The sequence below is a fragment of the Allorhizobium sp. NPDC080224 genome, assembly GCF_050281005.1.
Lineage (GTDB): Bacteria > Pseudomonadota > Alphaproteobacteria > Rhizobiales > Rhizobiaceae > Allorhizobium.
In genome coordinates this window covers 20,750-40,802 of the sequence record NZ_JBNNWJ010000003.1, presented here as the reverse complement: position 1 = coordinate 40,802, position 20,053 = coordinate 20,750, and the positions used below count along the sequence as shown (strand labels likewise).

Annotated in this window: 16 protein-coding genes and 1 pseudogene; 4 read left to right on the top strand and 13 right to left on the bottom strand. The window is 57.0% G+C overall.

The annotated features are described in order from the left end of the window. Positions 1-711: 711 nt before the first annotated feature. From ACQKP1_RS20805 to ACQKP1_RS20795, 3 genes are all read right to left on the bottom strand, one after another. Positions 712-969: a GlsB/YeaQ/YmgE family stress response membrane protein gene (locus tag ACQKP1_RS20805; protein WP_427276841.1), complete on the bottom strand. Its 258-nt coding sequence runs from the start codon at positions 967-969 to the stop codon at positions 712-714. 777 nt (positions 970-1,746) lie between these two features. Then, complete coding sequence (locus tag ACQKP1_RS20800) at positions 1,747-2,358, bottom strand: general stress protein (RefSeq protein WP_427276840.1); 612 nt, start codon at positions 2,356-2,358, stop codon at positions 1,747-1,749. A gap of 23 nt (positions 2,359-2,381) precedes the next feature. Then, positions 2,382-2,699, bottom strand: coding sequence for a PepSY domain-containing protein (locus tag ACQKP1_RS20795; protein ID WP_427276839.1), 318 nt, complete (start codon positions 2,697-2,699; stop codon positions 2,382-2,384). A 450-nt stretch (positions 2,700-3,149) separates the two neighbouring features. Here ACQKP1_RS20795 and ACQKP1_RS20790 point away from each other — a divergent pair. Both ACQKP1_RS20790 and ACQKP1_RS20785 read left to right on the top strand, forming a co-directional pair. Further along, a pseudogene (locus ACQKP1_RS20790) lies at positions 3,150-4,367 on the top strand (IS3 family transposase). A 162-nt stretch (positions 4,368-4,529) separates the two neighbouring features. Continuing rightward, complete coding sequence (locus ACQKP1_RS20785) at positions 4,530-6,269, top strand: FAD/NAD(P)-binding protein (protein WP_427276838.1); 1,740 nt, start codon at positions 4,530-4,532, stop codon at positions 6,267-6,269. Here the strand turns inward: ACQKP1_RS20785 and ACQKP1_RS20780 are convergent. The 8 genes from ACQKP1_RS20780 to ACQKP1_RS20745 all read right to left on the bottom strand — a co-directional run bounded on the left by ACQKP1_RS20780 (position 6,206) and on the right by ACQKP1_RS20745 (position 15,136). Continuing rightward, positions 6,206-6,430, bottom strand: a complete 225-nt coding sequence (locus ACQKP1_RS20780; RefSeq protein ID WP_427276837.1) for a hypothetical protein — start codon at positions 6,428-6,430, stop codon at positions 6,206-6,208. The genes ACQKP1_RS20785 and ACQKP1_RS20780 overlap by 64 nt on opposite strands. A gap of 180 nt (positions 6,431-6,610) precedes the next feature. Further along, the gene (locus ACQKP1_RS20775) at positions 6,611-6,856 is read right to left on the bottom strand and encodes an ArsR/SmtB family transcription factor (protein WP_427276933.1); all 246 of its coding nucleotides are present in this window, start codon (positions 6,854-6,856) and stop codon (positions 6,611-6,613) included. Positions 6,857-7,112: 256 nt separating this feature from the next. Continuing rightward, the gene (locus ACQKP1_RS20770) at positions 7,113-8,705 is read right to left on the bottom strand and encodes a methyl-accepting chemotaxis protein (RefSeq protein WP_427276836.1); all 1,593 of its coding nucleotides are present in this window, start codon (positions 8,703-8,705) and stop codon (positions 7,113-7,115) included. Next, positions 8,702-9,001 carry a hypothetical protein gene (locus ACQKP1_RS20765; RefSeq protein WP_427276835.1) on the bottom strand — a complete coding sequence of 100 codons (300 nt, stop codon included), beginning with the start codon at positions 8,999-9,001 and terminating at the stop codon, positions 8,702-8,704. The genes ACQKP1_RS20770 and ACQKP1_RS20765 overlap by 4 nt, the downstream gene beginning before the upstream one ends. 151 nt (positions 9,002-9,152) lie before the next feature. Next, entirely contained in the window at positions 9,153-10,295 is a 1,143-nt protein-coding gene (locus ACQKP1_RS20760; protein ID WP_427276834.1) for a hybrid sensor histidine kinase/response regulator, read from the bottom strand. Then, positions 10,285-10,863, bottom strand: coding sequence for a chemotaxis protein CheB (locus ACQKP1_RS20755; RefSeq protein ID WP_191192710.1), 579 nt, complete (start codon positions 10,861-10,863; stop codon positions 10,285-10,287). Before ACQKP1_RS20755 ends, ACQKP1_RS20760 begins: the two co-directional genes overlap by 11 nt. Then, positions 10,860-11,693 carry a CheR family methyltransferase gene (locus ACQKP1_RS20750; RefSeq protein WP_097143438.1) on the bottom strand — a complete coding sequence of 278 codons (834 nt, stop codon included), beginning with the start codon at positions 11,691-11,693 and terminating at the stop codon, positions 10,860-10,862. The genes ACQKP1_RS20755 and ACQKP1_RS20750 overlap by 4 nt, the downstream gene beginning before the upstream one ends. Further along, complete coding sequence (locus tag ACQKP1_RS20745) at positions 11,690-15,136, bottom strand: response regulator (RefSeq protein ID WP_427276833.1); 3,447 nt, start codon at positions 15,134-15,136, stop codon at positions 11,690-11,692. The genes ACQKP1_RS20750 and ACQKP1_RS20745 overlap by 4 nt, the downstream gene beginning before the upstream one ends. 186 nt (positions 15,137-15,322) lie before the next feature. Here ACQKP1_RS20745 and ACQKP1_RS20740 point away from each other — a divergent pair, with 186 nt between their 5' ends. Next, positions 15,323-16,177, top strand: coding sequence for a helix-turn-helix transcriptional regulator (locus tag ACQKP1_RS20740; protein WP_427276832.1), 855 nt, complete (start codon positions 15,323-15,325; stop codon positions 16,175-16,177). 429 nt (positions 16,178-16,606) lie between these two features. Here the strand turns inward: ACQKP1_RS20740 and ACQKP1_RS20735 are convergent, their stop codons facing one another. Both ACQKP1_RS20735 and ACQKP1_RS20730 read right to left on the bottom strand, forming a co-directional pair. After that, complete coding sequence (locus ACQKP1_RS20735) at positions 16,607-16,906, bottom strand: EAL domain-containing protein (RefSeq protein ID WP_427276831.1); 300 nt, start codon at positions 16,904-16,906, stop codon at positions 16,607-16,609. Positions 16,907-17,004: 98 nt separating this feature from the next. Then, on the bottom strand, positions 17,005-17,913 hold the full coding sequence (locus ACQKP1_RS20730; RefSeq protein ID WP_427276830.1) for a GGDEF domain-containing protein: 909 nt from the start codon (positions 17,911-17,913) through the stop codon (positions 17,005-17,007). 610 nt (positions 17,914-18,523) lie between these two features. On the opposite strand from ACQKP1_RS20730, the gene ACQKP1_RS20725 reads away from it, so the two are divergent. Then, on the top strand, positions 18,524-20,050 hold the full coding sequence (locus ACQKP1_RS20725; protein ID WP_427276829.1) for a sensor histidine kinase: 1,527 nt from the start codon (positions 18,524-18,526) through the stop codon (positions 20,048-20,050). Positions 20,051-20,053 lie beyond the last annotated feature (3 nt).

Here is a 20,053-nt window from a genome sequence, read left to right as displayed (position 1 = left end):
CGAGATAGTTATCTCCAATGTTGGCGTTCCATGGAACCACAAACACGCGTGAAATAACGCACCCTGAGCCCCTTAATGACGGGTCTGTAAAATCCCTGCTGGCCGCGCTTGCAGGGCCAATTAAGATCGGGAGCGGCGGATGGCGCCCCGTGCAAACTGGGGTCGGCGTCGTATGGGCGGGCTGCGACCTCTATTCGAGCCACAATGGGCTTTAAATTCTAAGCCAGGGTCTCGGCGGCCGGCCAAATGGCCTTTAGCGCATGAATTGCGATAAGGCTGCCAAGGGAGCGCAGCCGGGCTGTTCCGTTGAATCGATGAAAAACAGGTGCTTGAGGAGCGCAACTAGGACGTGTTTGACGAGCCATGGCGCTTCGTGGCCTTTGTCGGGTCATCTCAAGCTGCCATTGACCCCGCTTCAGAAGGTCGTCAACTAATTTAACCCGGAAAGCCGTTTTTAGAGCGAAAAAAACTAGCTCCAATCATTTGCGGCGTTATGTCGAGCAGCAAGCCCGGAAGTGTGCGCCTTTAGGTCGGAGATCAAATGTAGGGCCGATAATGATCTCTGCTGCCAGGCAAAGAGACCACACAGCACGAGCGCTCTGCCGGTAGCTCCGGCACTACACACGGTTTTAGGTTCTACCATGTCGGTTGATGCCGGGTAGGGGTCCGGGCGGCGTTGGCACATGACGCCGCCCAAACGATTTTATTGGTTTACGCTGGTCGCCTAACCATCCGCCCCAGCGCAATTAATATACATGCGCCGATGACCCCGGCGATAAGGTAGCCGAGCCAGCCTCCGAGAACGATCCCGAAAAGTGAAAGGATGAAGTTCGCGACTATGGCACCGACAATGCCGAGAAGGATGTTCATGATGACGCCCATGTTGCTCTTCATAAACGTCTCTGCAAGCCATCCTGCAATGCCACCAATGATGATCGCCGCGATCCAGCCGATACCTGCGTCTTCCATATTCAACCTTCCTTCCGGTTTCCTACAACACATCCGGGGCTCCGGAGGTGACGAGAAAACTCCATGCCGTGGGACTTTGTTCCATCTGGGAAAGGAAGTGGCGTCGTTCTATTATATCCTAGACGAGGGTTGGTAGAGGATTCCTGAACCGGTCGACGGTGATGCTCTGGAACCAATAGACTGGCTCATACTGCAGTGCGCTGAGCAGACGCGAACAGCGCATTTACACCCGATAAGCGTGAGGGAAGACAATTGTAAGCGAAGAATCTAAGTTCAGTCGTGCAGGTCTTCTGGGGGGCTGCTCATGTCGATGATCGTGCAGCTGCCAGCTGCTGAGTCTCGTCAATACGAAGCGCAGAGATTAGGAGGAGTTATCACTCGCAGGGTTTGTGCCGTCGTCGATTGACGACCTCTGACCTACCGTTCAACCCCCGTATTGCCCTCGAAAGTGTGCGAGGGCCCAGAGATAATGATTGATCACGCAAGCCATTGTAGTCTCGGCATAGCTAGGGCGTCCAAGGGCGGGCCGAGAACTCAAACTGCACATGCACCGCTGGCAGCCCGGGGCTACGCGCAGGGTCGGCCGTTTTGGCAAGTTTGCTCGAGTGGCCAGTGGCGCCGGGCGCCTGCGCGAGCGAACCGCTCGGTTGTATCAGCAATGCTTCGCATGGGGTGACCTTCTGGGGTTCCGGAAAACCAACCGACATCCCTGTTGATAGATGATTTGCCTCCAAAACGATGAGGACCGGCGTGAGCCCGGTCCTCAGTTATCATACTTTAGAGAGTGCGAACCCGATAGCGCTCGCGCTCCTGCTCGACTTCAGCTGGGCCGTAAGGATCAGCGGAATGATCGAACTTCGTCCAGCCCTGCTCCGAATAGGCTTGACGGCGCGCCATCGGATCGACGCGGTTGGACTGCTTGAGGATCATTTCAGCTTCGGTTTCCATGCCGGCATCCACACGAGCGGTGACCAGCGTGCCGCCGCGGCGAACACCTTCAGCATAGACATGGGCCTCGTCTTCCGAGACGCCGGAATCCGTCAGTGCGCCGATGAGGCCACCAGCCGCGCCGCCGGCAACCGCGCCGGCAATGGCGCCAGCAGCGGTGGCGGCGAGCCAGCCGGCTGCAACAACTGGGCCGACGCCGGGAATGGCCATGATGCCGAGGCCAGTCAGGAGACCGCCTGCGCCACCGACCACAGCGCCGATGCTGGCACCGGTGCCAGCGCCTTCTGCGGAACCGTTGTCGTTATCTTCGTGCTTGTGGCGGTTGTCGGCATTGTTGGAAACAATGCTGATGTCGTCAGACGGGACGCCACGCGCTTCCAGCGCGCTTACGGCTGCGCTTGCATCATTGTAGTTGTCAAAAAGTCCGGTAACGGTTTTCATGAGAATGACCTTCTCTGCGTAAATTATTTAGAGACGACGTTGCCCTGGTAATCCATGGCCACCGGCACGGACATGCCATCCTTCATCGCCGTGGCCTGCCAGACGCCCTGGTCGTCGAGCTTGAGGTCGGCAATACCGGTGAAGCCGGCTGCTTCGATGCGCTCCCGCGCCTGTTCTTCGGTAAAGGAATTTGCGCCCTCGACAGGGGCTGCAGGGTTCTGTGTTTCCGGGGTCGCAACGGCTGGCGTGTCGCCGTCCGTCGCAGGAACAGTGGTGGTCTGGGCATGGGCAGACACTGCCGTGGCGCACATGAGCCCCGCCGCGAAAATCATCTTTTTCATGGGTTTTCCTCTTTGCAGACCTGGTTGCTAGGTCCGGTAGCGAAAATGCGCCCGAGTGAGGAAAGTTCCGCCTTCGACGTTTGTGCGTTATGAACCCAAAGCGAGTCACGTCGGGTCGTTTGCTGCCCCGCTCCTTGCCGATTCGCTAAACCTCGCGCGATGCGACTCGACGGCTCAACTCAATTGAACCTCAGTGTTTCTTTCCAGGCGACGCAATATAACATCTTGGTTAATGTCATTATCTTTTATGAACGATGGCCCCCCCTGTAAAACCCGGCTTCAGCTCACATTAGGTCCAAGGGACAGAGTATTTATACAAAATTGCCGGGCACCGAACGCGTCATTGTAATTTCAGCATTATAATATCAACAGACGATCTCACTGTAGTGGCCCCCTAAATCCCCGGACACGATCTCCCACTTGCTAAGTGTTAGGAGTAATGTGCCCATTATGACCAGTCACATCCCCAAGATTGAAGTGCTGTCCGGCCGTGAGCGTCGCCGTCGCTGGTCGACAGCGGAGAAGCTGGCGATAGTCCAGGAGACCTACGAGCCTGATGTCACGGTCAGCATCGTGGCGCGACGGCACGGCATTCAACCGAACCAGCTATTCGCCTGGCGCAAACTTGCGGCGCAGGGTGCGCTGACGGCCACGGCATCGCAGGAAGAGGTCGTTCCTGCATCCGAATACAGAGCGCTTCAGAACCAGGTTAAAGAGCTGCAGCGCCTCCTCGGCAAGAAGACGATGGAAGGCGAAATCCTCAAGGAAGCGCTTGAGGTCGCATCAGGGTCAAAAAAACACCTGTTGCGCTCGCTCTCGTTGCCGAAGGACGGTTCCGGATGACGACGGTGTGTGAGACCTTGGGTGTCGCCCGATCCAACATCGCGGAATCTGTGAAGCGACGTCCCTCCAAAGCCAGAGGGCGTCCGCCGCTTGCTGATCGGGAGCTGGTGGATGAGATCAAGACCATCATCGACGATATGCCCACCTACGGATATCGCCGGGTGCACGCGATCCTTTGCCGTAAAGCCCGAAGCGAAAGCCGACCGTGGCCAAATGCCAAACGCGTCTACCGGGTGATGAAGGTTCACGGCATGCTTCTTCAGCGCCACACCGGTGCTCTCGACACCCATCGCCACGATGGCCGTGTTGCCGTCGAGCAATCCAATCTGCGCTGGTGTTCAGACGGCTTCGAGATCGGCTGCGACAACAAGGAGAAGGTCCGCGTTGCGTTCGCCCCATTGCTGTGATCGCGAAGCCATTGCCCATGTCGCGACAACAGAGGGCATCAAGAGTGAGGACGTCCAAGACCTGGTCATTACGGCTGTGGAGAATCGCTTCGGTCTCATCAACACTCTTCCAAAGCCAATCGAATGGCTGACTGACAACGGCTCCTGCTTCATCGCAAAGGACACCAGGTCACAGCTTGTCGATATCGGCATGGAGCTTTGCTCCACGCCCATTCGCAGCCCCCAATCCAATGGGATGGCAGAGGCTTTCGTCAAAACATTCAAGCGCGACTACGTCTCAGTGAACCTTCGACCAGACGCCGCAACCGTCATCGCGCAACTGCCCTCATGGTTCGAACACTACAATACCCTTCACCCGCACAAGGCATTGGGGTATCGCTCGCCTCGTGAGTTCTTAAACCGTCAAACCGAAACCTGATCCGGTCCGGTTTTTAAGGGGCAACTCCACTCACATCATGTTCACACGATCCCCTTTGCTCGAATGATAGTTCGCGCGGCCGCATGAGGGCGGGAACAATTTCAAGGGTGGAACATTCCCTGACAGCCGTGCGAGATTGTTCGCCGGACATAGGATATGTCCATGCTCCCACGAATTGCAATCATCGGCACGGGTCCAACCGGCCTCTACACGTTCAAACAACTGATCGGCTCGACCGTTCCCCTGTCGATCACCCTTTATGAAGCGGAGGGAGAGCCGGGCAAGGGTACGCCCTACCACCCCGACATGAATGACCCGGCGATGCTCTCCAACATTCCGAGCATCGAGCTGCCGGCCTTCACCGAGACCCTGGTCGAATGGCTGCGACGCCAGGATGAGGACACGCTCATGCGCCACGGCATCCGCCGAGAAGCGATCGACGAGCGCGCATTCTATCCGCGGCTGGTGCTTGGCGACTATATGCAGGCACAGTTTCAGCAGATGCTGGCTCAGGCAGCCGAACGAGGCCATCAGGTGACGGTGCTGGCGCGCCATAAGGTCACCGATATCGAGATCCAGACCGAGGCGATCCGGCTCAGGATTGCCCATCCCGACGGCGAGGACGATGCGATCTTCGACCATGTCGTGATGGCGACGGGCCACAACTGGCCGGAAAGCACCGAAATCCGCCCGGGCTATTTCGTTTCGCCCTGGCCGGCGAGCATCCTGAAGTCGGTGCGCAACGAGGCGGTCGGCATTCTCGGCACGTCGCTGAGCGGCATCGATGCGCTGATGACGGTCGCAACAGCCCACGGCATGTTCTACGCCGATGCGGCCGGCGATCTGCAATATCAGCCATCTGACGGTACGGAAGAGTTCCGCGCGACCCTGATGTCGCGCAAGGGCATCCTGCCGGAGGCCGACTTCTACTGCCCGCTCCCCTATGTGACGCCGCTTGTCTGCACGGAAGAGGCCATCGAGGCGCTGATCACGACAGGTCGTCACGACTTGCTCGATGACGTCTTCGAACTGTTCCGGGGAGAAATCGTCGCCCGCGACCCTGATTATGCGGCCCGCATCGGGCTGTCGCAGTTGACCGTCGAGACCTTTGCCGCTGCTTACTATGCCGACCGGACGGAGAGCGATCCCTTCGTCTGGGCGGCCAAGAACCTGGCCGAAGCCGAGGAGAACAGGCAGAAGCGTTACACGGTGCCGTGGCGTTATGCGATCCTGATCACCCACGAGATCGTGGCAAAGGTCATTCCCCACCTCGACGAAAACGACCTGAAGCGCTTTCATCGGCACTTCAAGGGCATTTTCATCGACGACTATGCAACGGTGCCGTTGATGTCAATCCGCAGGCTGCTGGCGCTGTCCCGGGCCGGCAAGCTCTCGATCCTGAAGCTCGGCGAGAATTACCAGATCCGCACTGCGGAAGATGGGCTGGAGCGCGGCGCGGAGGTCGAAGTGGATGGCGAAGTCCATCGCTTCGGTGCGTTCATCGACGCAACGGGCCAGGAGACACTCTCGGCCACGGATCTTCCATTTCCGACCCTGGTTGCCCAGGGCGGCGTGCAGGAATCGGCGACCCCGAAGGCGGCCGCGATCCGGCAGCCGGACCGCGATCCCGATATGGTCCGCACCGGCGGCATCGACGTCGATGAAGCCTATCGGCCACGTCTCGGCCTGATGTCGGAAGGCCGGCTCTATTGCGCGGCGATCGCTTTTTTACTGCACAAGGAGCCCTTCGTGCAGGGCATCACCAGCGCGCGCGACATCGGTGAAACGGTTGGCCGCGCGATCCTGAGCGATATCGCCGACGAGAAGACGCCGCTGTTTCAGATCTCCGCAGAAACCGGATCTCCGACACGGATGGTGACGGGCTCGGCGCGCGTGGCATAGACGCCGAGATTGCGCTTGTTGTGGCACATGATGCCGCGCAGCACGTCGGGCCCTTCCGAAAGACCGGGCTGGGCGGCAGCATGTGCCACACCGATGCGTAACCTCTGGTGCACCAAGCCGTTCTCGATGAAGCCTTCACCGTCGTCTATTTCGACCAGCAATGGGGGCCAGAACCCTCTTGCGTCGTGCGGTACGACGCGCGAAATAACGGCGAGCGCCCCGGCCGAGGCATCAACAGGCGAAGCGGCGCCGTCCGGATGTGTTCCGCGGCAACATCGACAGCTCTGAAGCAAATGTGGCACCTGATACTTCAACAGGGCGATTGTGCCGCACAAGGTAGTTTAATCAGTGGACGGAAAACTGTTCACTTGTTCAAGTAGACGGGCAATCGTCAGACTTTCGCATCTATAGTATACCGTCTGCCCGGCTTTCCGTGTTGTGACAACACCCGCAGCACGAAGCTTTCCAAGATGCTGGGAGAGGGCAGATTGACTGAGAGCGATATCAAATGCCATCTCGTTCACCGACCACTCCCGCTTCATCACGCGCAGAATGATTGCTAAGCGTATCGGGTTCGACAATGACATGAAAAGGTCGGACGCTCTACTCAACGCGATACGATCGGTGCAATCCAGTTCAATGTTGGCTACACTTTGAGCAAGCATGCTGTTGTTCTTCCCAAACCATGACGCCCAACATACATATCATGATATGGTTAATGCTTATCTAGGGGTAGTAAGTCTGTGAGTGATGTCAGGGGCTGGACCGATCCCTGAAACGAAAATGGGGCCACGACGATCGTGACCCCAAGGACTTCCATGCGGACCTTGGCTTCGCTTGCAGTCAAGCCGCGCGAACAGTTCTGAAACCAGTTATCGAGCTGACCTGGAATTGGGCCATTAGCTGATCGAGTGTCGTTGCCTCCTGCACGAGTTGCTCGATGGCAGCGCTTGATTCTTCTACCATCGCCGCGTTCTGCTGCGTATTCCGATCGATCTGGCCAATGGCTGAATCGATTTCGGCAAGCCCCTGTGCCTGGCTCTTGGCACCATCGATGATCTTGCAGATCTCCCGGCTGATCGCCTGAACCTCGGTCGAAATCGTGCTCAGGGCCTCGCCTGCCTGGTCGACCAGCGACACACCGTGGCGAACTTCTTCGCCTGAAGTGTTGATCAGCGCCTTGATCTCCTTCGCCGCATTGGCCGAGCGCTGCGCAAGTTCGCGAACCTCCTGGGCGACGACCGCGAAGCCCTTGCCGGCCTCACCGGCACGGGCAGCCTCGACGCCAGCGTTTAGCGCGAGCAGGTTTGTCTGGAAGGCGATCTCGTCGATGACGCCGATGATGTTTGAAATCGACTGCGACGACTGCTCGATGCGGCTCATGGCGGAGACGGCATCGGTGACGATCGTGCCGGAGCGCTCGGCACCGGTTCTCGCCTGATTGACCAGCTTGCCGACCGAGTCTGCGACGGATGCCGTATCCTTGACCGTCGACATGACGCTGGACAGGGCGCTCGCGGTTTCCTCGACCGAGACGGCCTGGCGTTCGCTTCGGGCAGAGAGGTCGTTGTTGGCCTGACCGATCTGGCCCGTGCCATTCCGGAGCACCGAGGCGACCTGCCGCACTTGGGACACGACGACTTCGAGTTTCTGCACAGATGCGTTGAAGGAGGTCCGCAATTCATCGAGGGGGCCGGAGAAGGCAGTGTCGATGCGGCAGGACAGATCGCCATCAGCGAGCTTCTGCAAGGACTTTGCAAGCTCGGCCACGGCAAAATCGACGGCGTCTGCTTCCCGCGCCTTTTCTGCCTCCCGCTTGCGACGTTCAGCATCGGCGGCAGCATCCGTACGTCTCACGTGATCGGCCATCTCAACGGCCTCACGCTCGGCGGCAACGGCTTCGGCAACGGCCTTGTCGGAGACATCGAAAGCCTTGACGACCGCCGAGGTCAGGGCGATCAGCACGATGCTCTGCACGATCAGCACGACCGCATGCAGAACGACGCGCGAGAAGTCGGAATCCCCAGGAAAGACCGCCAGGGGCATCGCGACATAGAGCAGCAGATGGTGGACCGCGACGAGCGCGGCGTAACCGATTATGGCACGCCAGTCGATCCAGGCGGCGCAGATGGCAAGGCTTGCGAAGAAGTACATATGCAGGTCGATCTGCAGCGGCGACCCCTGGAATGAGAAGACCAGGATGGCAACGGTTGCCGCGTTGGCCATGGAGGTGACCATGCGGGTGGTCGCGCCTGTGCGATTCTGTGTCCACAGCAAGGTGGCTGGTACCAGCAGGACGAGGGTCGCCAGGATCATCATCCAGTCGGGCCCCTCCTCGCGCACGAGGTTGCGGATCAAGATCAAGGCAAAGTTGATCCAGAGCAGTCCGACGATGCCGTAGGAGACCCTGTCTCTGAGCTTCTTCAGTTCATTCATGTGTTTATTCCTTGCAGGCAACCGAGTGCCAGATCATGGTTGATGACGAGCAGAGCGCCCGCATTGAGTAGCCGCTCCGGAAAATCCGGAGCCTGCGAATAAGCGACCGACATCCAGGGGACGCTTCCAGCCCAGACGAAAGCGCCGTCTGCCCGGTCGATGACGGCCATCGAACCGGCCGCATGCGCAGCCGGTGAAGTTACGACGAGGACGAAGGGGCCGGACGGCCTTGCCGCGATGACAGCGACAACGGCGACCGCCAGTGAGAAGTAGACAGCGGGAATGAGGGACTTCATGGTGCCTACGGATGTTCGCCGGTCGAATGCTTAATAAGTGCATTGCACTGCAGGTTTTTCAGACTATAAGCGAACCACACATATCTCTAAAATATAATTAATCTAAGGGCGAAAACCCCTCAAATTGTTGGGCTTTACGCCTAGCGTCGCCTTAAAGCTGAGATGGTCCTGCCACCGGCAATTCAAGCGTGAACATACTGCCTAAAGCCGGACCATTACTCCAAACGGAGACATCTCCACCGTGCAGTTGCATGAGTTGTTTCACGAGGGCGAGTCCGATCCCGAGCCCGCCGCGTGCGTGATCCCTATGCTCCTCGATCTGCTCAAACATTTTGAAGATAGCGCTCGACTCTTCAGGGGTCAGGCCTAGCCCATTGTCGGTTACGCTAATGCGGTAGGTGTTTGAGCTTAAAGCAAGCCCCACCTCTATCAAACCTCCATTCGGAGTATACTTCGCGGCATTGTTAAGCAAATTCGCAACGCATTGCGTCAATCGGACTTTGTCAGCGAACACCGTGCAGGGCTGCTCAGGAACACTGAGCGTCACCGTATGGCCTTTTTCGTCAACCGTCTGTCTGGTCATCTCCACGGCTGTATAGACCGCCTCCCTAAGATCAAACTCCGATTTGGCAAGAGTTATTTTGCCCTGCGTTATCCGCGAGACATCGAGCAGGTCATCTACCAGCCTGATAACATGGTCTATCTGGCTATGCATGAGGCCTTGTATCTGATCGGCTCTTGCTGGCTCCGGTTTCCTTGAGAGCAACTTTAGCCCGCCGTTGAGCGCGGCCAAAGGATTGCGCAATTCGTGCACGAGGACGGCGATGAATTCATTCTTGCGCTTGTCCGCTAGCTGCAGCGCGCGAGTTTGCGCCTCAAGAAGGTCGCGCTGTTCGGAAATCATTTTACGCTGGCGATAGAGTTCTGCAAAAATCTCTGCCTTGCTGCGCAGGATATCTGGTTCGATCGGCTTTTGAATAAAGTCGACGGCACCCGCTTCATATCCCTGGAACCGCCGCTCGGCTGTATGGGTGCCGGCAGTCACGAAAATGATCGGAACCCGCCGTGTCCGCTCATTGCCTCGCATGAGTTCGGCAAGCTCGAAGCCGTTCAAACCTGGCATCTGAACGTCGATCAGCGCCAGTGCCACATCATGTTGCAGCAGAAGTTCGAGAGCCTCATCGCCGGACCGCGCCTTCAATAGCATCAGCTCGTCGCGTTGTAGCAGAGCTTCCAGAGAAAGCAGGTTCTCTGGAAGGTCGTCAACCAAGAGGAATTTGACGTCAGTGTTCATTTTCGATGTTCTGCAAATAGGTTGAAATCTTGGACAAGGTCAAAACTTGAGCGCCTGGGCATGCGCGGATAGCAGCTTCGGGCATGGCCCGAGTGAAAGCCTCGGTCGGATCCTGAACGATTGCCGTTCCGCCAGAACGAACGACGGCCGAAAGGCCTTGGGAACCGTCATGATTGGCGCCCGTGAGGATAATCGCTGTCAGTTGGCTGCCCCAGGCATCTGCCGCGCTCTCGAATGCCACGTCGATCGAGGGCCGCGAGAAGAGGACCTCTTCTTCGCTGGATAAAGCGACATGCGTTCGCCCCTCGAGCGACAAGTGATAATTAGGGGGCGCGAAGTAGATGAACCCGGCTTCCACGGGCTCCTTGTCTTCCGCCTCAATCGCGCGAAGCTGACATTTGAGGTCAAAAATCGCGGCGAGCACACTGCGTTTGTTTGGCGGTAAGTGCACCACGACGAAGATGGGATATGGATAAGTCGCAGGTAGTGGCGGCAATAGCACGGACAGCGCTTCGAGCGCCCCAGCAGAGGCGCCGATGATGATCGCACCGTTCGGATTGTCCTTCACGAGCCGATCCTCTGATAGATCTTCTCATCTCGGACGAACTCCCGGAAGCCATCGGCATGCGTTGAAAACCGAAGTGTTTCCTTCGAGCCCAGCCCGAGAAAGCCGTTGCGTGGCAGCGTATCCCGGAAAAGACCGACAGCCCTGTCCTGTAGATCCCGGTCGAAATAGATCATGACGTTCCGGCAAGAGACCAATTGCATCTCACCAAAGACCTGGTCCGTCACAAGACTATGATCTGAAAACACGACATTGCGCCGCAGGCTTTTGTCCAGGATGCACCGGTTGTAGCCCGTCGTGTAATAGTCAGACAAAGATCCCTTGCCGCCGGAGTCACGATGGTTCTCGGTGAACAATCTGACCCGTTCGATGTCATAGATTCCGGCTTCCGCTTGGGCGAGGGCCTCTGGATTAATATCCGTCGCATAAAAGAGGGTTCGCTCCTCAAGCCCTTCCTCGCGAAAAAGGATGACAAAGGAATAGAGCTCTTCGCCCGAACTGCATCCGGCAATCCAGATCTTCAAGGAGGGGTAAGTGCGAAGATGCGGAACCACCTTCTCCCGGATCGCCGCGAAGTAGGACGGGTCGCGAAACATCTCGCTGACCTGGACCGTAAGGAAGCGGAGCATGTCGTCAAGCATCTCGGGATGATGAAGGACGCGCTCCTGCATGGCTGAGATGGTCGCAAAGCCCAACTGTTCGCGTGCCTGGCGCAACCGCCGCCGGATCGACGACATGGCGTAGCTGCGAAAGTCATAGTGGTAGCGATGATAAAGCGCCTCCAGCAGCAGCCGGATCTCTATATCCTCCACCTTTTCGAACGTCTCCGTCATTGCGGCATCCAGACGCGCACGAGAGACAGAAGCTTTTCGACGTCAAGCGGCTTTGCCATATAGTCATTGGCGCCGGCTTCAATGCAGCGTTTCTGATCGTCAGGCATTGCCTTGGCGGTCAAGGTGATGATCGGCAACTTCTGCCATGCTGAGTTCTTGCGGATGTGGCGGGTTGCGGTGAGGCCATCCATGATCGGCATCATTACATCCATCAAAACCAGATCGATCCGCCCGTCTGGGTTGCTTATCGATTGCTCCAGTTTTTCCAGCGCCTCCTCGCCGTTTCTGGCGATATCGACGATCACCCCGCGTGGTTCGAGGATGTTGGTCAGGGCGTAGACGTTGCGCACGTCGTCCTCGACGATCAGAATGCGGCGCCCTTCCAGCAGTTCATCGCGATTGCGGGCTTTGCGGATCATTTGCTGCTGCTCGTCCGGCAGCTCGGAGACCACCTGGTGCAGGAAGAGTGTGACCTCGTCGAGAAGACGCTCCGGCGATTTTGCACCCTTGATGATGATAGATTTCGAGTAGCGGCGCAGCCTCTGTTCTTCTTCGGACGAGAGAACGCGTCCGGTGTAGACGATGACAGGCGGGAAGGAATGCATGCCCGCTTCGCTCAACGTTTCCAGTAGCGCAAAGCCGGATGTATCTGGCAACGACAGATCCAGCACCATGCAGTCAAAGGTCTGTTCGGCCAGCAACGAGATGCACTCTGCCGCAGTCCCAGCCCCCACCGTTTCGACGTCATGCGACGACAGGAGTTTCGACAGAGCGTCCCGCTGAACGGCGTTGTCTTCAACGATCAGCACGCGCCGCAGCGTTTGTTCGGCCTTCGCGCCTAGGGACTCGATCACAGATACCAGATGATCGCGTTGAACGGGCTTCAGCGCATAACCGACCGCGCCCAGCGACATGGCCCGGTCGGAATAGTCTTCACCGGACAGGATGTGGATCGGAATATGGCGCGTCCGCACGTCACGCTTCAGGCGGTCAAGCACCGAAAGGCCGGATTGGTCCGGAAGACCGACATCGAGCAGGATGGCGTTCGGCAGATACTGATGGGCGAGTTCCAGGGCTTCTTGAGCGGTTCCGGCTACGAGCGCCTGGAACTTCAGCTCACGGGCGAGATCGCGCAGGATGAGTGCAAAGGATTGATCGTCCTCGACAATCAGCAGCTTGCGGGCTGTTGCCTCGGATGCTGCACGGTCGTCATCGACGATTGCGACGGCCTTTGGCTTTTGTGCAGTGCTCTCTGCTTCTGTGCGGAAGACGGGTTCTGCAGCGGACGCGACGGGCGGGGCAAAATCCTGTTTCGGAGCCTGGACCAGCGCACTGTCGAACTCGGCCGGGATGATGACCGTGAACGTGCTGCCCGCGCCAAGCTGGCTTTGAAGCTGGAAGCGGCCTCCAAGCAAGCGCACGAGTTCGCGAGAAATCGACAGACCAAGCCCGGTGCCGCCGAACTTGCGGCTGATGGTGCTGTCCGCCTGATGGAAGGCTTCAAAGATCCGTTTTTGCTGCTCGTCCGCAATCCCGATGCCTGTGTCCTTGATCGAAAAGGCGACCTGGCTGTCATCGCGACGGCTAACAGTTAGCGAGACGCCGCCGTTTTCGGTGAACTTCAGCGCATTCGCCAAGAGGTTCTTGAGAACCTGCTCAAGGCGCTGCGGATCGGTCTGGATGACTGCGGGCACGCCCGCCTCGACCGAGACGTTGAACTGCAGACCCTTGTTGGTTGCGAGCGGTTCAAACATATGACGAAGCCCATTGACGGTCCTCTCGATGGACACCGCTTCCGGATTGATCTCCACATGTCCTGCCTCGATCTTGGACAGGTCCAGGATGTCATTGATGAGGTTCAGCAGATCATTGCCCGATGACTGGATGGTCTGGGCGAATTGGACCTGTTGGGCGGTCAGATTGCCTTCGGAATTGTCAGCCAGGAGTTTGGCGAGGATGAGCGAAGAGTTGAGCGGTGTTCGCAGCTCGTGCGACATGTTCGCGAGGAAGTCTGATTTGTAGCGGCTGGCGAGTTCCACTTCCTTCGCCTTGGCCTCGATGGCGTCTTTCGACCGTTCAAGATTGTCCCGCTGTCGTTCCAGTTCTTCCGCTTGCTCCTCGAGCTGCGAGTTGGTCTGTTCGAGTTCTGCCTGCTGCTGTTCAAGGCGGGTTTGTTGTTCGCGAAGTGCGCGTCCCTGTTCTTCCAGCTCCTCGTTCGAAACGCGCAGTTCTTCGCCCTGTACCTGCAGTTCCTCCGACTGACGTTGGGTTTCTTCCAAAAGAGCCTGGAGGCGCGTTCTGAATTCCGCCGAACGGATGGCGACAGCGATCAGCTCTGAGACCTGTTCAAGAAGCACCAGAGTCTGGTCGCTGATCGGAGTAAGGAAGCCGAGTTCGAAAACGCTTCTTACATCCCCTTCAACGATCGCAGGCGCCAAGGCGAGGTAACGTGGCTTGTGCTGCCCAAGGCTTGATCCGAAGCTGATATAGCCATCCGGAACCTCGCCAACCGCGATCGGACGGTGATCCCGCAACACATGGCCGAACAGGCTGTCGTTTTGGCCGAAGCTTGTCGGCAGCATCACGTCCGGTGGCACGCCGTACACGGCCATGCGATGAAAGCGGCCGGCATTTTCTATATAAATGGCACCTGCAACGGCACCGAGGTAGTTGGTGAGGAAGCCGAGGATATTCTGGCCAAGCTGAGCAAGTGGCTGCTCGCCAGATACCGCCGACCCCAGGCCAAGTTGGGCATCTCTGAGCCATTGCTCTCGCTTCTGCGCAAGGGCAGTTTTGCTGAGCAATGCAGAGATGACCAAAGTGAGGATGATACCAACGCCCCCCGTCGCGATCCCGCTCGTCCATGCGACCACGAATGATCTGTCTCGCTCCCGCAACGCCTGCGCACGGTCTTCGCCCGCCTCAAGTCTCAGTTGCCCGACCGTGTCTCGGATACCATCCATATCGCTACGACCTCGGTCGGTCCTCATGAAGGCCACGGCTGCGGCCTCGCCCTCTTCCCGGTGAAGACGGAGCGTCTCCCTCATGGTGCCGAGTTTGGAAACAGTGAAGGCTCGCAACTCGGATGGCCCGCCTCGTTCTTGCATTTCCGGTGTGGCAATTGACGCGAGGGACTCAATACGGTTCTCGACCTGAGACATCGCACGATTGTAAGGGTCTAGATATCCGTCGTCTCCTGTCAGAAGATAACCTCGTAGGCCAGTCTCTGCGTCCTGCACGTCAATCAACAGCAGGTCGAGGGCGACAATTAGTGAGTGCGTTTGGGTCACCCGAGCGCTGTTGCCCCTGATGTTCTGCACTGTGAAATAAGACAGTGAGGCACTTGCGATGAAGAATACAATTGCCGCTAGCAAACCGAATAGGGCATTGCGACCGAGGCCAAGCAGTCGCTCACCTGTAAGTACGGAGGTCTTTCGGTGCATGCTAAAACTCTAAACACTGGTTTCACGAATCAATATGGGCCGCTTCGATCATCATTTTCAGCGGGCATTGGCAGGCGGGGCGATCGACGTTAAAAAAACGGAACTTGTTCAAGCGCTTAACACGGTCACATCTGAGCAAGTTTTACGTAGCAATAATTTGCTCCAGAACGCAAGAATGTAGTGAAAATGGAACAGAAAGAATTCCTTGACCTGCGGGGTATATCGCAACCTCCACAGCGTCTGCTGAGAACACATCGTGGCTTCAGCGTGGAATACGTCCGTCCCGAATTAGCCGCTGCTTTCAGCTATGATTGGACCAGTGATCTGCATTTCTGCGCTCACCATGATATCGTTCTCGAGGATGGTGGGATACGTGCTGGGGATGGAGCGGAAGACAGCCGCCGGGATCTGCGACATACCCTTACCTATGTCCCTCGCGGCGCGCGCGTCTCCGGCTGGTCCAGGCTGAGCAGGCGAAACAATTCGTTCACTGCTATCTATTTTGATCCCGTCTCGATCCGAGAAGAGATTGGCGTGCGCTTTGCCGAGTGTGTCTATGAGAAGGTTTATTACCGGAGCGACGAGGTTGAGAGAATTATGCGTCAATGGGCTCGACTAGTGGCGCAACCGCATGCTGACAATTTGTACGAAGAAGCGTTAGGACTCGTCACCATCTTGGCGATCCATAGAACGTCAAGGCTCGATCTTGAGGCGGCTCCTCCAATTGGCAAGGCAACTCTCGCCCTCGTTGAAGAGTTCATCGAGGAGAACCTCGGCTCAAATTTGACCCTGTCAGCGCTGGCGGAAATCACTGGGCTGAGCCGGTTTCATTTCAGCAGATCATTCAAGGCGGCTACCGGTGAAAGCCCATATCAATACGTGCTCCGACGCCGGATGGAGCGCGCAAGATTGCTCCTGGCCTCAGCCGAAGTCCCAGTTCATGAAGTCTCGCAGAGTTTGGGTTTTCGAAATACCGCGTATTTTCAAAAGACCTTCAAGTCGTGGATGGGGAGGAGCGCCAAAGATTTTATGGTAAAATAGGTCGACCTCGCATCCAAGTGGTGTCCGTCTGTCCTGAAGCATAACGAGGACAGAGCAAATTTGCACATTCGGACAACGAATGGAGCAGGTCATAGACAGCAGCGTCATAACACAAGAAGCAGCAAGAGAAATACACGCGATCAACAGTGCTTGGCTGATCGCCATAAAGGAGATTCTCAGGGTGATTGACTGCAAGGTGTAAATGAATGGTGACGAGCCAGCGTTCCGGTCACACGTGAAGCGCATCGAGGCGGCGGCAGCATTTACGGCTACGTGGGGCGAGATGGCGCCCGCAAAAGGTACGGAAGTTTTAGTAAAGAAAGGCCGGCAATTTTGTGCCACCCTTCTGACCTCGTTCACCTACGACATGGTGCGAGAGATGTTCGCCACCAGGAAAGCTACCCTGTGATCGCGCGTCTTGGATTCTCCCTATGCAGCTTTCGCGAGCAATGTTTCAAGAGCCACCGGCGTGGTCAAGGCTTCGAAACTCGATCTGGCCAGCACATAGCCTTGCGCGAGGCGCACGCCGAGATCCTGCAATACCTTCAGTTCCTCCACAGTTTCAACCCCCTCGCAAAGTGGCAAGACTGACAGCTCTTCCAACATGCGCAACGTGTGTTTTACGATCGTTCGTTTTCCTTTGTCGACTTCAATGTTGCGGATCAGATCCATGTCGAGCTTGACGATTATTGGCCTCCATCCATTACTGGCGCTTTCCACTTGCGCCATCTTCGAGATGGTCGCCCCGTAGATTCGTTCAAGAATCCAGCTCAGTCAAGGCAACCTGCCCCTGCAGTTCTGCAAAGGGCGCGACAATAGCCACAGGATCAGGCCGCGGTTGACACCTGGTCACGACCTGCGCGTTTGGCTTCATAGAGCGCCGCATCCGCACGCATGAGAGCCTCCGCAAGATCGTTGCGGACAGTGGCAACTCCCGCGCTGACGGTCACTGTTATTGGTCGATCCCCTCCCACGAAGAGGCTCTGCTCACGGGTCTTCTCGGCCACTCTTTCGGCGAGATCGACAGCTTCGGTCCCGCTAAGCTCGCGGAACAATACGATGAACTCTTCCCCTCCAAGGCGGGCGACAAGGTCGGTCGAGCGAACGGCCTGACGCAAGAGTGTGGCGAAGAGTTCCAGAACCCGGTCGCCGATCTGGTGACCGAACCGGTCGTTGACTGACTTGAAATGGTCGAGATCGAAGACGGCGACGCTGTGATGAGAGTCCCCCTGCCCCGCTAGCAGCAGACCAGCTTCATCGAAGAAGGCGCGCCTGTTGAGCAGTCCCGTCAGGAAATCGGTCTCAGCAAGCTGCTTCAACTCATGCTGACGTCGGACATATTCGGTAATGTCCCTTACAACGGCGACCAGCAGCCGTTCGCCATTCACCTCGGTCTTCAGGATTGTAATCCCCAGATTGACTTCCGAGCCATCGGCACGCAGACCGGAAATACCGCTTCCGCGCTGCCCCATCCGCCTTGTGTCTACCGTACCTGCGCAGAAACCGGCCATCAGGGTATCGTGATGTTGTCGTGCCCGCTCTGGAAGCAGAATGTCAAGTCGCTTGCCAACAAGCTCAAGCGGTTGCCAGCCAAAGATCTCTGCCGCCGCAGGATTGGCGAAACGGATAACTCCCTGTTCGCTCACGCCGATTACACCATCGGCAATTTCCAGCACGATCTTCCGGAAAACTTCCACTGACATGACGTCCAGGTGATGCTCTGTCTCGTTGGGCATAGGATTCCGTTTAAGAAACTCAGTTCCAGTCGACCGATAATAATGCTCGTAGGACTCTATTTCTATAGTCCGACCAACCTTGGCTCAGTACTCATTGTCATAAAATATGATCGCACAGAAATATTACCCTCGAACTAATAAATTCGGAACAATCTCTACGCCGTTTCAACGAGAGGTGTTACGTCAGTAATACTATCAACCATCACACAGCCTGGCAGACTGATATGAATTAGCCACTCGCGAAAGGAGTGGATGATGCACTACAAGGCTTTCGTGAGCTCACACTGCAACAGCTGCCTAGTAGTGACAGTGGCAAAAGGTCGGTCAGTCCTAAAGGTGTTCGGCCGCCTCGACTAAATAAAGCCAACTTCGTTGGCAAGTCGAGCTCGTTCTTCAGAGCCACGCTTTGCCCAAGAGCATGCCTAAAATCCCTTGCTGTGACGTTGTCAATATTCCCCTAGATGTGGCAGGCGCCCTACTACTGAGACGTCAAACTATCGCTCTATTTCCGGTTGAGGCGCTCTGATTTCCGTTGATCTTTGTGTTCCGTCTCTTTAGCTATCGTCGTAATTCAGCAGCCGGACATCCGGCGGGAGGATGGGCGGTGACAATGGGCGGATCTACCCGATCGGTGTCGAAGGTGGCAGCAGTTGCCACAGCCGCGGCTCTCATCGCGCTCTTGTCCATACTCGGCACGTGGGCCGCGCAAGCTTATTTCATGTCCATCGATCGCGCCGAAGAGCGCGCTATGGCGTCTGCAAAGATTGTCTCAAGTCATGTCTCCTGGATCCATCAGATGGGAACTCAGACAGTGCGTCGGATAGATGATGCACTCCGCCTCACAGATCTGAGGTTTGACGGGAACATCCGTGACATGGACTTGGCCACCCAAGGCTTGCCAAGCGGTGTTCAGGCCTATGTAGTCGATGCTGAAGGCCGAACCCTTTATTCAACCGACCCAGAGATCAAGCCCGTCGACATCACGGATCGCGACTACTTCAAGGCCGTCAGGGATGGACAGATAGAGTATGTCTCCTCGCTGTTGATCAGCCGCCTGAACGGCAACCAGATTTTCGTATTCAGTCGCCGCATCGTGCGAGAAGGCAGGTTCATGGGTGCCATTATGGTATCCGTTCCTGCAGAGATCACGCGCCCAATCTGGGAAACCGTCGATCTCGGCGGGAATTATGCCGTCAGCTTTATTCGCGATGACGGCATGCTGGTCGCACGTTACCCGTTGCCCGGGACGACATTGGATATGTCTGGCTACATCCTCTTCACGAAGTATCTGAAGGACGCGCCGTCAGGAACCTACTTCGCTGAGGCCTCGCCAATGGATGGCGTGAAGCGCCTGGTAGCTTATCGTCGGGTTGAAGGGACACCTTTCATAGCCGTGGCCGCGGCAGACTATGAGTTCCTCATGCAGCCATTTCGGCAAACGCTGCTGATGCTGATCGTCGTAGCTGCCATGGTCATCGGCGGTGCCGCGGCTGCTGGCTGGTGGATCCGGCATCTCCTGAGAGACCAGGAGCAGCAATCGGCCCAACTCGCCAAGGCGCTCGAAACCAACGAGATGCTTCTGCGGGAAATCCATCATCGGGTGAAGAACAATCTGCAGTCGGTGATGTCACTGGTCCGGCTCCAGATGCGTGGTTCGGAGAGCTTTGAAGCCCTGAGCAGTCGGATCAAATCAATGATCGCGGTTCACGAGCAGATCTATAAACATGATGCGTATGCTCAGATCGATGCCGCGGAACTAATTAAGGCAGTCGTCTCCAGTGCGGTTTCGGCCCATGATGCAAAACTTCATGTCGAATTCGATCTGCAATCTGCGCCTGTGTCAGCGGACAAGGCGACAGCACTGGCCCTTCTGGTGAATGAGGTTGTGACCAACGCTATCAAATACGCTTACCCTGACGGAGAAGAGGGGCGCCTGCTCGTTGCTCTGACGGCACCCAACGAGGTGGGAAAAAGCCGCCTGAGCATCATCGATAACGGTGTGGGCTTCGACGTCAGCGCGGTTTCCTCTGGAACCGGAACGCGTTTGATAGACGGATCAGTACGCCAACTGGATGGATCATACGACTTCCAGTCTCAAGCAGGCACACGGTTTGCAGCGACCGTTTCTCTGGTGTGAACA

Bases quoted from the DNA above. Each gene is read 5' to 3' on its own strand.
- ACQKP1_RS20805 (WP_427276841.1), bottom strand. From the start codon at position 969: ATGGAAGACGCAGGTATCGGCTGGATCGCGGCGATCATCATTGGTGGC.
- ACQKP1_RS20800 (WP_427276840.1), bottom strand. From the start codon at position 2,358: ATGAAAACCGTTACCGGACTTTTTGACAACTACAATGATGCAAGCGCA.
- ACQKP1_RS20795 (WP_427276839.1), bottom strand. From the start codon at position 2,699: ATGAAAAAGATGATTTTCGCGGCGGGGCTCATGTGCGCCACGGCAGTG.
- ACQKP1_RS20785 (WP_427276838.1), top strand. From the start codon at position 4,530: ATGCTCCCACGAATTGCAATCATCGGCACGGGTCCAACCGGCCTCTAC.
- ACQKP1_RS20775 (WP_427276933.1), bottom strand. From the start codon at position 6,856: ATGTCATTGTCGAACCCGATACGCTTAGCAATCATTCTGCGCGTGATG.
- ACQKP1_RS20770 (WP_427276836.1), bottom strand. From the start codon at position 8,705: ATGAATGAACTGAAGAAGCTCAGAGACAGGGTCTCCTACGGCATCGTC.
- ACQKP1_RS20765 (WP_427276835.1), bottom strand. From the start codon at position 9,001: ATGAAGTCCCTCATTCCCGCTGTCTACTTCTCACTGGCGGTCGCCGTT.
- ACQKP1_RS20760 (WP_427276834.1), bottom strand. From the start codon at position 10,295: ATGAACACTGACGTCAAATTCCTCTTGGTTGACGACCTTCCAGAGAAC.
- ACQKP1_RS20750 (WP_097143438.1), bottom strand. From the start codon at position 11,693: ATGACGGAGACGTTCGAAAAGGTGGAGGATATAGAGATCCGGCTGCTG.
- ACQKP1_RS20745 (WP_427276833.1), bottom strand. From the start codon at position 15,136: ATGCACCGAAAGACCTCCGTACTTACAGGTGAGCGACTGCTTGGCCTC.
- ACQKP1_RS20740 (WP_427276832.1), top strand. From the start codon at position 15,323: ATGGAACAGAAAGAATTCCTTGACCTGCGGGGTATATCGCAACCTCCA.
- ACQKP1_RS20735 (WP_427276831.1), bottom strand. From the start codon at position 16,906: ATGGCGCAAGTGGAAAGCGCCAGTAATGGATGGAGGCCAATAATCGTC.
- ACQKP1_RS20730 (WP_427276830.1), bottom strand. From the start codon at position 17,913: ATGCCCAACGAGACAGAGCATCACCTGGACGTCATGTCAGTGGAAGTT.
- ACQKP1_RS20725 (WP_427276829.1), top strand. From the start codon at position 18,524: ATGGGCGGATCTACCCGATCGGTGTCGAAGGTGGCAGCAGTTGCCACA.